The 12,998-nt window shown below is 38.8% G+C and carries 12 protein-coding genes and 1 tRNA gene; 6 read left to right on the top strand and 7 right to left on the bottom strand.

The window, feature by feature from the left end:
- Position 1: 1 nt before the first annotated feature.
- Positions 2–2,050, bottom strand: a complete 2,049-nt coding sequence (locus F3J02_RS12255) for a TonB-dependent receptor plug domain-containing protein (protein ID WP_167249669.1) — start codon at positions 2,048–2,050, stop codon at positions 2–4.
- A gap of 151 nt (positions 2,051–2,201) precedes the next feature.
- Between F3J02_RS12255 and F3J02_RS12250 the strand changes: the two genes are divergently transcribed.
- Both F3J02_RS12250 and F3J02_RS12245 read left to right on the top strand, forming a co-directional pair.
- Positions 2,202–3,188, top strand: coding sequence for a DUF6607 family protein (locus F3J02_RS12250; protein ID WP_167249668.1), 987 nt, complete (start codon positions 2,202–2,204; stop codon positions 3,186–3,188).
- A gap of 161 nt (positions 3,189–3,349) precedes the next feature.
- Positions 3,350–4,762 (top strand): glutamine synthetase family protein, encoded by a 1,413-nt coding sequence (locus tag F3J02_RS12245; RefSeq protein WP_167249666.1) that lies wholly within the window; start codon positions 3,350–3,352, stop codon positions 4,760–4,762.
- A gap of 39 nt (positions 4,763–4,801) precedes the next feature.
- Here F3J02_RS12245 and F3J02_RS12240 read toward each other — a convergent pair.
- The 4 genes from F3J02_RS12240 to F3J02_RS12225 form a co-directional block, all read right to left on the bottom strand.
- A tRNA-Arg gene (locus F3J02_RS12240) sits at positions 4,802–4,874 on the bottom strand.
- Positions 4,875–5,185: 311 nt separating this feature from the next.
- The gene (locus F3J02_RS12235; protein ID WP_167249664.1) at positions 5,186–5,896 is read right to left on the bottom strand and encodes a hypothetical protein; all 711 of its coding nucleotides are present in this window, start codon (positions 5,894–5,896) and stop codon (positions 5,186–5,188) included.
- Complete coding sequence (locus F3J02_RS18615) at positions 5,893–6,435, bottom strand: PAAR domain-containing protein (RefSeq protein ID WP_228284349.1); 543 nt, start codon at positions 6,433–6,435, stop codon at positions 5,893–5,895. The genes F3J02_RS12235 and F3J02_RS18615 overlap by 4 nt, the downstream gene beginning before the upstream one ends.
- Positions 6,436–6,640: 205 nt before the next feature.
- Positions 6,641–7,999 (bottom strand): amino acid permease, encoded by a 1,359-nt coding sequence (locus F3J02_RS12225; RefSeq protein ID WP_167249662.1) that lies wholly within the window; start codon positions 7,997–7,999, stop codon positions 6,641–6,643.
- Between the two features lie 372 nt (positions 8,000–8,371).
- On the opposite strand from F3J02_RS12225, the gene prpF reads away from it, so the two are divergent.
- The 4 genes from prpF (at position 8,372) to F3J02_RS12205 (ending at position 11,468) form a co-directional block, all read left to right on the top strand.
- Complete coding sequence (gene prpF, locus F3J02_RS12220; RefSeq protein WP_167249660.1) at positions 8,372–9,559, top strand: 2-methylaconitate cis-trans isomerase PrpF; 1,188 nt, start codon at positions 8,372–8,374, stop codon at positions 9,557–9,559.
- 167 nt (positions 9,560–9,726) lie between these two features.
- Positions 9,727–10,644: a polyprenyl synthetase family protein gene (locus F3J02_RS12215; protein ID WP_167249658.1), complete on the top strand. Its 918-nt coding sequence runs from the start codon at positions 9,727–9,729 to the stop codon at positions 10,642–10,644.
- A 274-nt stretch (positions 10,645–10,918) separates the two neighbouring features.
- Positions 10,919–11,044 carry a hypothetical protein gene (locus F3J02_RS18680; protein ID WP_266096170.1) on the top strand — a complete coding sequence of 42 codons (126 nt, stop codon included), beginning with the start codon at positions 10,919–10,921 and terminating at the stop codon, positions 11,042–11,044.
- 55 nt (positions 11,045–11,099) lie between these two features.
- Positions 11,100–11,468: an MmcQ/YjbR family DNA-binding protein gene (locus F3J02_RS12205; protein ID WP_167249654.1), complete on the top strand. Its 369-nt coding sequence runs from the start codon at positions 11,100–11,102 to the stop codon at positions 11,466–11,468.
- Between the two features lie 47 nt (positions 11,469–11,515).
- Here F3J02_RS12205 and F3J02_RS12200 read toward each other — a convergent pair whose 3' ends face one another.
- Together F3J02_RS12200 and F3J02_RS12195 are read right to left on the bottom strand one after the other, a co-directional pair.
- Positions 11,516–12,367: an SPFH domain-containing protein gene (locus F3J02_RS12200; protein ID WP_004803045.1), complete on the bottom strand. Its 852-nt coding sequence runs from the start codon at positions 12,365–12,367 to the stop codon at positions 11,516–11,518.
- 19 nt (positions 12,368–12,386) lie between these two features.
- Positions 12,387–12,848: an NfeD family protein gene (locus F3J02_RS12195; RefSeq protein WP_167249652.1), complete on the bottom strand. Its 462-nt coding sequence runs from the start codon at positions 12,846–12,848 to the stop codon at positions 12,387–12,389.
- Positions 12,849–12,998: the final 150 nt, after the last annotated feature.

Raw genomic sequence — 12,998 nt, 5'->3', positions numbered from 1 at the left:
ATTATTTCATCCAGTTAAAGCGCAGACCCATATAGGTATAACGACCAGAAATAGGCCGATAATCGAAAGCTGCAGAGAAATCACGTTGTTCGTTGAAAATGTTGTCGATACCTGCGAAGGCACTGATATATTTGTTGATGCGGTAATCAACTTGTGAGTCAAAAGTGATCCAGCTCGGGGAGCTATGTTGATTGGCACTATCACCATATTCATCACTTTGATAACGAGTACGGAAGGTCAAATCAACTTGATCATTCAAGGCATAATCAGCCCCTAAACGCGCGATATGTTTTGGGCGTCTTGTTAAAAGTGTATTTGTCGTTTTATCTTTGGCTTCGGTATAGGTATATGCGCCATTGAGTGAAAAATACGGTGTCAGATTCCATTTAACTGAGCTTTCAAAGCCTTTAGTTTCAGCTTTGGCAACGTTGTTATAGCTATATTGGGTTATACCATTTAGCGTTGTGGCATTGTCATAGTCTGTTTGAATGAGATCTTTAACATCGTTCCAGAATAGATTGAAGTCAGCATTCCAACGCTCATTTTGAACCAGGCTTAATCCCAGTTGATAGCTATCCGATGACTCTGGTTTTAGGTTTGGATTACCAATCACGATATAGCCTAAGTGACTATGATCAAAAGAATAGAAGCGTTCTTTTAAATTGGGAACACGGTAGCCTTGACCATAGCTTAAGCGAAGATCTGCCAATAAATCATTTTGCTCATAAAAGCGATATTTAGTACTGAGTTTAAAGGCATTGTGGTCACCAAAATCATCATCATTTTGGAAACGCCAACCAATAACCGCATCAAGATTGGCGACTAAATTGAAATCATTTTGAATATAGAATTCATGGCGATCACGTTTAACACTGCCACCTTGCATCTCAAATTTTCCATTGTTGCTCTGTTCTAGCTTTTCTTCATGCCAGTCATAGCCCAAGTGCCAATTTTGCTTATGCCATTTAGGGAATGTGAGCTGAGAGCTGAAATGATTATTTTCTTGTTTTGAGTTTCTCAATGCAGATAGATAACCATCTAAAGTTTGAGTAGAAGTCGAGTCATAAGTTTCATGGACTGCTTTTAAATCAACTTTGGCAGTATTCATAAGGTCGAATTGAGACCCTGCGCTAAAGCGTTGACGTTCAATATCTTCAATCTTGTGTTGTTTTAAATAAAAGGGTGGAACAAAATTTAAGCTGCGTTGATGATCTTTTTCTTTATATTCATTGAAATCTGCCCAAAGCATAACTTGATCTGAGGCCTGCCATGCACCATAAACAGCATATTGTTGACGCTTTTGTTCATCTCCTTGTCGTGGGTAAGCATCAGGTTCTACCGCAAATCCATCATTAGTGAATTGATCTGCAATAATTCGGCCTTTCAAATTTGCATTTGCGGCTTCAATACTGATTTTCTGATGGTGATTGTTGATGGACGTGTTTTTTCCATCCGCATTTTGTTTGCCATAAGAACCAATATCGATCTGTCCTGAAATTGAGACACCGTCCTGAACTTTCTTGGTAATAATATTAATCACACCACCCATCGCAGATGAGCCATATTGTGCGGATGCAGCGCCTTTAACCACTTCAATATGTTCAATACCACCAATTAAATATTGATCCAAATCAACGGTAGAACTGGTACTGGCAGCAAGCGGTAAGCCATCAATCAAAATCAGGACTTGATCACTACTCAAGCCTTGCAATGAAATTTCATAGCCTGATTTGCCATGAATTTCTCTTAACAGAATCCCTGGAATATTTTCCAAAGCATCTTTTAAGGTTATGGCATTGGTCCGTTTCAGTTCATCTTCACTGATAATTTCAGTTCGGATTGGGCTATCAATTAATTTTTTTTCTGAACGAGTTCCTGTCACGACAATCGTGTCAAGAACATGAAGTGGTGCTTTTGCAGTTGTATCAGTTGTTTGCTCGATTGCATAAGCTGATGGAGAAATTAAGCCTGCTGCTAAAAGGGAAGCAAATAAAAAATTAGGCTTAAACGAAAATTGAGGAGACAGCATATTCACAATATTTGATCGCAATGAAAATTATTCCATAATATAAATGGTAATCATTCTCACAATAATTTACAATGCTTTACAGGTTTATTTCAAAAAGATACATGCAACTAGAGTTTGAAAAGTTGTTTTATTTATTTGAATCAGTATTTTAGTGTTGAATTGAGATTTTTTTATGAAACTTAAGCTGTCTTATGTTTTGGTTATGGCATTTGTTCTGGGGACAACAAGTGTAAATGCTGCACAACAGCCAATAAAATTAGCTGAGGCATTACAACAGCAATCTTTACATGAAGATCTGACTCAAGAACAAGCTCGCCAAGCCATTTTAAAAATGGCAGGGGAATACAAAGTCGACTTTCGTTTTGAAGAGCTTTATTCACTTAAACAAGGTTATGAACTCAAAGATGATGATTTATCGAGTGGGCATGAAACGGTCATCGTCTTAGAGAACACACCCAATAAAGTATCGCTACAGCATATCTTGGTGGCTGGTGGGCATGTGGTAAAACACTGGCGACAAGACTGGGAATATGAACCAACTAAAATGTGGAGCTATATTGGCGACTATCGTTGGAAAAGCATTGAGCTAAAAAAAGCAGAGACCCAAGGCAAGTGGCTACAAACTGTTTGGCAAGTGGATGATTCACCCCGTTATGCTGGTTTAGGTAAATGGACTAAAGATAATGGTGCTGTTGAATGGGTATCCAATGAAACCTATCGTCCATTGCCTCGTCGTGAACATACCACACGTAATGACTATGATGTGATTATTGGTATCAATCGACATGCACTCACGGCAACGGGTTGGGTACATGAGCAAGACAATATTAAGTTTGATAGTAAAACCAATACCGCACTTGCACGCGAACTTGGGGTTAATCAATACAACAAAATCGAAGGTTATGACTTTAAACCTGCTTATGATTATTGGAAAACTAATGCGGCTTATTGGAGCGCAGTCAGAGGTGCTTGGAGTAATGCGTTTAACCAAAATCAAATTGTGGCATTAAAATTTGCTGAGAAAAATGAAAAGTCTCATTTTAGCTATTTTAATGACCAAGCTGAGTCGGTTGCAGGGAAAACAGTGAAAGTTGAACAGTTGCAATCGCAAGCTAAAACTTTACTGAATCAACAGTTGATTGAAGGCAAAATTCAGTAATTTATTCTTAAATAATAAAAGCTCATGCACTGTGGGCTTTTATTTTTCTGCTTTTTATAAAAAATTTATTCAATAGCATAGTCAATTTACGCACTGTTTACGTTACTTCTGCCTAAGGCTCAACTAAGCTGAATCTATCTATATAACTTGAGCTTTCAGCTATGAGTGCTGTACTTGTTGAGATCAATCATCCATCTGCGCTTAAAAAGTATATTCATACCGCAGCCTCGAAAAATGATGTTGACGGTGTTTCGCAAAAAAAAGGATTTATAGAAGAAGTTGAAACCTATTTAAAACATTACCCACAGACCCAACACGTCGATATTTATTTATGTGATTTAAATGGGCATTTACGCGGTAAACGGATAGATGTCGGTTGCCTAAAAAATTTGAGTAAAGGCTGTTATTTCCCATTGTCGATTTATGCCATGAGTCTGGATGGTAAAGTGATTGAGGAAACAGGGCTTGGTAAATATATTGGTGAACCTGATCGTTTATGTGAGCCTGTTTTAGGAACATTAAAGCCACATGCGCTTGAACCCGAAATAACAGCCCAATTACTGCTCAGTATGAAAGATGATCATCAGCAGGACTGTCTATTAGAGCCCAGAAATATTTTAAAGAAAATGCTCTCTCAATTACAGCTGCAAAACTACTACCCCCGTATTGCTGCAGAAGTTGAGTTCTATTTACATCCTTTACGTGAGGCTAATGATGCTGAACAAACGATGTCACAATGCTTTGATATCAATACCTCTGATCATTATCAAGATATTCTGAATGAGATTGAAGCGGTTGCAAAACAGCAGAGCATTCAAATTACAGGAATTGTTTCCGAATCATCTTCTGGCCAGTATGAGATTAATCTGCAACATACAACGGATCTTTTGACCTTATGTGATCAGATTATGTTGCTAAAAAGAACCATCAAACAGATTGCGAATAAGCATGGTCTGCGTGCAAACTTCCTTGCTAAGCCTGAAATGCATAAAGCGGGTAGTGGTATGCACTTCCATATGAGTCTTTTGGATCAGAACCAACGGAATCTTTTTAGCTCATCACAAGGGTATATAGCTGATGCATTATTAAAAGCAGTGAGTGGATTGTTGTTTTTGATGCCAGATTCAATGGCAATTTTGGCACCCAATTTAAATTCTTTCCGTCGCTTCAAGTTGGGTAATCATGTTCCTTTGGAAGCCAATTGGGGACTGAATAATCGGAATGTAGCAATTCGAATCCCATGTTCAGATCAAGAAAATCAGCGTTTAGAATATCGTGTTGCGGGAGCCGATTGTAATCCTTATCTGGCTTTGGTAACAATTTTGATTGGGACTTTACATGGTTTAACGAATCAATTGGATATTCCTAAGCAAGCACATCAATTAAAACTTAAAAGTGAACATGTGTTCTTGCCAACCGAGCAAATGCAAGCACTAAAATTATTGAAAGCCAATACCTGTTTAACGGAATATCTAGGCAAAGCCTTTGTTGATCTTTGGTGCACAGTGAAGCAGGCAGAGTACCAAAGCGTATATAGCCAGATTACTGCTATTGAAAAGAACTGGGATATTTAAAGTCTTCCATCACTGCATAAGGAAAATGAAGATGGGTTATGCGCTCAGCGGGACTCGAACCCACGTCGGTCGCTTAGGAGGCAACTGCTCTATCCAGTTAAGCTATAAGCGCATAATTTTATGATTATAAACAAAAAAGTGATTGCAGAAGCAATCACTTTTTAATGAAACCGATCAGCTGTTAAAGAGAAAATAAATTTATGGAAAGCCTCTAGGGATAAATAAGTTAGCTAAACCAAAACAGACTATCGCCAATAGTAAAAAAATTATAAACAAAGCTAATCTATTTTTTGAGAGTCTAGAAAATTTTTCTGGTGCAATAGGCGCATAAAGAGCCAGAATAAAAAAGATAGGAACGAGACACCCGAAAAAATAAACAAGAGCATTTGTAAAAAAATTTGGATTATCAATCATAATTTTCTCTTACTTCGACAGCTTAACTTCGTCAATCAATCCTTTCTCTGTTGTATCCAGAATAATACGCCCATTCCTATATGCAACACGCTGCTGCCACATATATGATTGTTCTGACGAAGTGGTCTTAGATCCATTAATTAAAGGGCTGGCATTCGTGGTGTGTCCCATAACGGATGATTGTGTTTTACCTGCACTATACAGCTTTTTAGACCATTCAGAAGCAAGATTATTCGCAGCTTGCGGATTTGCGGCAGTCTGGCAACCGTGAATCTCTATTTTTGCATTTTGTGTAAAAGTCTTATACTGCAAAGAGGATAAGTCCGAAGATGAAAAAGTTTTATTGTGAAATGCATAACGCCATAAGCGATATTGGCTCGGGGACCAGCTATCAGATTGGCGTACAGATACCATGTAAAGTGAATCTTCGCCGCCGTGAGTGAATATATCTAATGAGCGTATGCTATTTTCAGGCTGGCGATTAATCAGATCAATAAAATCATCTTTAGTTTTAATCTCCCTCACAAATATATTGTATTTGCTTCCATCCTTATTTTTATAAGCCCTCTGTAGATTGTTTGCAGTGTCTAAAAAGGTGTGATTATCACTTTTAGAATAAGCTCCACCCCAAGCGATAATCCTGTTTTTACGATTCACAGTTATTTGAGTGGTAGAATTTCTAGAGCTATTCGTTGGTACTTTTTTGGGCTGGGTTGTCATGTTTGATTAGCCTCATTTATTTTAATTTCGGCATCATCACCTAGCCAGACTTTTAATTCACTTTTCTTTGAAGTTGCGATTCTTGGACAATTTCCAAAGCTATCAGTTTTGCCTTTGTATATTTCACCCTCTACCGTTTCAATGTAATAACTGATATTTGGCATAAGTGCACCTTGCTCATCGACAGCAATAATTTGTTCATCGTAAATAAGATGATTTGTTTGGGCAAAATTTGATGTAGATGAGTTAGAAGATCCAGAGCCATTGCCTGACTCCGTTGCTCCAACAACTAGATTTTGTTTAGGAAGCAATTTACAGCCGCATGAAAGGCTATCATTCACTCTTGCTGCTGCTTTGCCTAAAACTTGCATATAAGGATCACCAGTGATGATTGTTGCAAGAGTCTTATGTTTTAGGCATGTGGCTTTGTCACCAACACAAGCGATGGGAATACCTTCAACTTGGAACGTACTATTACCTGATATAACTTGACCACCGCCAGTAGTAGGGCAGCCCATGACGATATAAGGTGTTGTCATAATTTATTTTCCCCTCTGTTTAATTCTTGTTAGGGCATAATATCAAGCTATATAAAGAACATACTGTTTAGTTTTTTTAACAGATATTTAAAGTTAAAATTTTTAATTTCTTGGAATGTTTTAACCATCAAAACTAAAAAATTTGATGGTTAAAACAAAAAAGTGATTGCAGAAGCAATCACTTTTTAATGAAACCGATCAAATGTTAATTTTCAGTTTTACGATTTAAAAACTTATAGAAAATAAACATACCTACGATCCAGATCGGAATCATCAGTACAGATTCTTTGAAGCCTTGTTGCCACATGATGTAAAGCACAACAGCAATAAAACCTAATACCAAATAGTTACTGAACGGAGACCATAACGCTGGATAAGAGGTTTTAATTTGAGCTTTTTTGATATAACTTCTATATTTCAAATGGGTCAAACTGATCATTGCCCAGTTTAAAACTAAAGCACCAACAACCACATACATCAAATGTCCGAGGGCATCTTCAGGCACAAAGTAGTTGAGTAATACACAACCAAAGATTAGGAAAGCTGAGAGCAGTACTGCTGGAACAGGAACCCCTTGTTTATTGGTTTTGGTAAATACTTTTGGTGCATTACCTTGTTGAGCTAGACCAAATACCATTCGACTATTGGCATACATGCCGCTGTTATACACCGACAATGCTGCTGTCAGGATAATAAAGTTAAGTAGGTGGGCTGCCCAACCAATCCCCATTTGGCTGAAAATCATCACGAATGGACTTTTATCTAAGCCACCGAGATCCAATTGATTCCAAGGCACAAGTGACAAGAGAATAGCAAGAGAACCCACATAGAATACTAAAATACGAATAACGACTTGGTTAATCGCTTTCGGAATTGTTGTCTTTGGGTCTTTGGCTTCTGCTGCGGCCATACCAATGAGCTCAATTCCCCCAAAGGCAAACATCAAGAAAGCCAGCATGTAAAACAAGCCATCGAAGCCATGTGGGAAAAAGCCGCCCTGTGACCAAAGGTTGCTAAATGAGGCTGTTGAGTTTGAATCCGCAGTGAACAGTAAGAACAAGCCAAACAAGATCATAGCAACTACGGCAGTCACCTTGATGATTGCTAACCAGAACTCAGATTCACCATAGAACTTAACATTGGTCAGGTTCACTGCTGTAATCACGACAAAGAAAAATAATACAGATTGCCATGCAGGAATTTGTGGCCACCAGTAATTAATGTATTTACCTACTGCCGTTAGCTCAGTCATTGCAACAAGGATGTAGAGCACCCAATAGTTCCAACCCGTTATAAAGCCTGGAAATTTACCCCAATACTTATAAGCAAAATGGCTAAATGAACCTGCAACAGGCTCTTCAACAATCATTTCACCTAAATGACGCATGATTAGAAAAACAATCAAGCCGCCAATCGCATACCCCAAAATAATAGATGGCCCAGCAGACTGGATAATTTGCGCAGAACCTAAAAATAAGCCCGTACCAATCGCTCCACCCATCGCAATGAGTTGGATATGGCGGTTTTTTAGTCCACGCTGAAGTTGAGAAGAATCGTTGTTCAAAGGACTGAGCTCGACGAGGAATTAACTGGATTATTCTAATAGATTGAAAGATTTTCGCCTAGTAAAAGTACAGCGATGCTATGACTGGAAAGTTGTTTTTAAAAGTTATTTAAAATCTTATATTTATATGAATATTAAAATGAAATATGCTGTAATTTTATACAGTTAAAAAATCCCCAAGTTTTTCCCGACGGATGGATTGCTATTTCTGCCATTGTGAAAGCCTGGAAATCTACTCACTATAATGCACAGATTTTACGCATTATGACCAATCCCAAAACCATTGGTCGTATGGTATTTTTAATAGCAGTGCAGTACCTTTAGATTCAAAATTTATCTGCACCAAGAATATGATAAAAGGAAGACATTGACATGAGCTCAGTACCGCAAATAAAAGTCCCAGCAACCTATATGCGTGGAGGCACAAGTAAAGGTGTATTTTTCAAACTGGATGATTTACCTGAAGCGGCACAAGTAGCGGGCAAAGCGCGTGATCAACTTCTTCTACGTGTGATTGGTAGTCCAGATCCTTATGGCAAACAGATTGATGGCATGGGTGGGGCAACCTCAAGTACCAGTAAAACCGTTATTTTGGCAAAAAGTTCAGAGCCAGAACATGATGTTGATTATCTATTTGGTCAAGTATCAATTGATCAGCCATTTGTCGACTGGAGTGGTAACTGTGGCAACCTAACCGCAGCAGTGGGTTCATTTGCAATTTCAAATGGTTTGGTTGATACAGTGCGTATTCCCGAAAATGGCATTTGTACGGTACGGATCTGGCAGAAGAATATTCAAAAAACCATTATTGCCCATGTCCCTGTGACTAATGGTCAAGTTCAGGAAACAGGTGATTTTGAACTGGACGGTGTGACCTTTCCAGCCGCTGAAGTTCAAATTGAATTTTTAGACCCGGCTGATGATGGTGAAGAAGGGGGGGATATGTTCCCTACAGGAAATGTGGTCGATCAATTGACCGTTCCTGAAATCGGTACATTCCAAGCGACATTTATCAATGCAGGTATTCCGACCATTTTCCTCAATGCAGAAGATATTGGTTACCAAGGTACAGAATTACAAGATCAAATTAATGCTGATGCAGCAGCTTTAGCACGTTTTGAAAAGATTCGTGCTTACGGTGCGGTACACATGGGCTTGATTAAAGATATTTCAGAAGCTGCTGCACGTCAGCATACACCTAAAATTGCTTTTGTATCACAACCCAAAAACTATACCTCATCAAGTGGTAAACCCGTTGAGACGAGTGATGTGGATTTATTGGTTCGCGCTTTGTCGATGGGTAAATTACACCATGCCATGATGGGAACAGCAGCAGTGGCAATTGGTACAGCCGCAGCTATTCCGGGTACCTTGGTGAATTTGGCAGCTGGTGGCGGTGAGCGTGAAGCCGTTCGTTTCGGTCATCCATCTGGGACTTTACGTGTGGGTGCTCAAGCAGAATTGATTGATGGTAAATGGTCTGTGAAAAAGGCCATTATGAGTCGTAGCGCACGTGTGCTGATGGAAGGCTGGGTTCGTGTACCAGGAGATAGCTTCTAATTTATCGGTTTGAATTTTATTGGTAAGGCCTTCATTTGAAGGCTTTATTATTTTAAATCTATTAAAAATACAAACACAATTTCATGAGATAAATAATGTTATGATGTTGCGATTCTGACAAGTCTTGTCATTTTACTCTTCCATTCAGATTTCCTGAGGCAACAACTGTGTCATCTATCTCTCAAGTTAATGCGGATGTTTTAAAACAAGCTCAACAACGTATTCAACAAGATTTATTGACAGCATTGGCTGCATTTTCAATTCCAGAACCTTTAAAAGCAGCCGTTCATCATACCGTGATGTTAGGTGGTAAACGGGTTCGTCCTGCACTCTGTTATGCAGCAGCGTCATTACAGCCAAATCACAATTTTGCAGCAGCTCGCCGTGCCGCAGTTGCAGTTGAATTGATTCACTGTTATTCGTTGGCACATGATGATTTACCATGCATGGACAACGATTTACTACGTCGTGGACAACCAACTTGCCATGTCGCATTTGGTGAAGATACTGCGTTATTGGCTGGTGATATTTTGCAGTCGATGGCTTTTGAAATATTGGGCAGTCGTTTGTTCGATGAGCAGGGTCAAGGTACTGAAGCAGCCATTGTCTTAAAACAAGTGCAAATCTTAGCAACAGCTAGTTCAAGAATGGTTTGTGGTCAGGTATTGGATTTACAGGCTGAAGGGGAAGGGAAGCAAGTTGATCAAGCTGAATTGGAAAACATTCACCGCAATAAAACAGGTGCTTTGATTCAAGCGGCAATTATGATGGGCGCGGTGACCATTTTTAATGGGACTGATCAAGCAATTCCAAAATTACGCCAATTTGGACAAACGATTGGTTTGGCATTCCAAGTACAAGATGACATTTTAGATGTGACGGCAAGCACTGAGACTTTAGGTAAGACGGCTGGTAAAGATGAGCAAGTTCAGAAATCAACGTATCCATCGTTGATGGGTTTAGCGCAAGCACAGGCCTATGCACAAACTTTACATGATCAAGCCTTTGAAGCCTTGGCTTATTTTGGTGATGATGCCAAAGAGCTGGTCGAGATTTCACAGTTTTTACTGGCACGGAAAAGTTGATATTCATTTCTTAAAATATGTATTCTTGATTAATCATTTAGAGCAATGAGATAGGCTTAATTATCGAAATTTAATCTAGGTGACATATGTTATGTACATGGTAAATGTCCAAATCGTCCGGTTCGTAGATTCATATTTTCCAGGGTGGGTTGAATGTCTATTAATTGATACGTCGAATCGAAAATGGTTTTTTATAGATAAAATCCCTATTTTTACCGATCAAAATTTGCATGAAACGAGTAGCTATCCACAATATGGAAAGATTGCGTGTGAGATGATTCGTTTATGGGTTGAACAAGATGGGCGGGAACGTTGCATTATAACGACAGAACAACCTTGGGGAATATCCGCAAAGGGTGGTGAAGTAGAGTTCGAAGTATTTTATGATCAACTAAAATGAAAAAAGGCAGCGTGGAATATTAAATTCATTTTTAATAACAATAGGATATATTTTAATGAACGACGATAAATTAGAACAATATGCACTTGAATATGGACAACAGCTGGCTTTTTCCATCCAATCACAACCTTTTGGTCCAGATTGTGAGGTCTTTAAGGTCTTTGATAAGGTATTTATGTTGATTGGTGCTTATTCAGGTAAGCTGCTGGTGACGATTAAATGCAAGCCAGAGAAAAGTTTGGAATATCAGGAGCTGTATCCTTCAATTTCAGCAGGTTATCACATGAATAAGAAACATTGGATATCAATTGCCAGTGGTCATGAAATTACAGCTGATTTACTGCAAGACCTGATTAAAGATTCTTATGATTTGGTGGTGGGAAAACTTCCACTTAAAGATCGAAAAAGGATTCAGAGTGTATAAAAAATAAAGCAGCGATAACGCTGCTTTATTTTTATTGGAAACAGGACTTAGTGTTTGCCCATAATTCCACGAATGGCATTGAGTACATCGGCTGGAAGTACCACAGTTTTTGCATTGCTTGATTTAGAAAGATCTTGCATCGCTTTCACATATTGCTCACCGAGTAAGTAAGCAACAGGGATTTCTTTATCACCTACAGCTGTGGTGACCATTTCAATCGCACGTTGTGAAGATTCTGCAAGAACAACCTGCGCTTCTGCATCACGACGCGAAGCTTCCAAACGACCATCTGCTTCTAAAATTGCAGCTTGTTTTTCACCATCAGCTTTAGTCACTGTCGCACGACGTTGACGTTCAGCAGCAGCTTGAGCTTCCATCGCAGCTTGCATGGTATGAGATGGCTGAATATCTTGGATTTCAACCGTTTTAAGGGTAATCCCCCAATCTGAAATATCATCAGAAATAGCTGCTTTTAACTTCGCTTTGATATGATCACGTGAAGAAAGTGCATCATCCAAGTCCATTTCACCAACGATTGAACGGAGTGAAGTTTGAACAAGGTTTTGAATTGCCCAAGTATAGTTTTCAATCCCGTACACCGCTTTTTCTGGTGTTGTCAGGTTGATATAAGCTACGGCATTCATCACCAGTACAGCATTGTCTCGGGTAATTACTTCTTGTGAAGGAATATCTAAAACAATATCTTTAGTGGTAATTTTATAAGCAACTTCGTCTACATAGGGGATAACGAAATTGAGACCAGGATTCAACGTGGTATGATATTTACCTAAACGTTGAACAATCCATTTATAACCTTGGGGAACAATACGAACCCCTTTAAAGATAGTTATAGCAATAAAAGCTAAAAAAGCTAAAACAACAATAGTACCGACAGACATTGAAAACCCTCTTTTGTGTTTATGACGTGCTATGCGGTTGAACGACTAAATCATTACCCAAAATATCAACTACTCGAACGCGATCACCGACTTGTACAGGTACGGTACAACGGCAATTCCATTCATCATTACCTAAAACAGGCATCGGAAAGCGTACAACAATTTGTCCATGCTCAAGTCCAGTTTGGATAACCATACCTACTTGACCAATGGTTGCTTCACGAGGAAGTCCTGCTTTGGTTTTATCAATGGAGAGAGGTTTGATAAATTTGAACCAAAGAATCGTGCATAAAATAGATAAAATTCCCCAAGTAATCACTTGGGTGGTAAAGCCCATCATCGGGAAAAGCCACAGTAAAATACAGACCATGACTGCTGCAATGCCAAACCATAATGCAGCAAAAGCAGGCAAAATTAACTCTGAAAGAATCAGTAAAATCCCTAATACAAACCAGTGCCAAGGTTCAACTACAAATTCCATAGATTTGCTCGCATCATTAAACGGAGTGGAGGTGAAAAAATATTCACCTTTAGCACTCTAGCAGATCATTATCTTTATGAATATACAAAGATTGTTTTTTTAGAATTTAGGGCTGATGCCTGCTAAAAATCTTACTTGTATCGCAAGTAT

This window comes from Acinetobacter sp. Tr-809, from assembly GCF_011753255.1.
Classification (GTDB): Bacteria; Pseudomonadota; Gammaproteobacteria; order Pseudomonadales; family Moraxellaceae; genus Acinetobacter.
The sequence above is the reverse complement of the archived record's forward strand: the minus strand, read 5'-3'. Positions and strand labels throughout refer to the sequence as shown.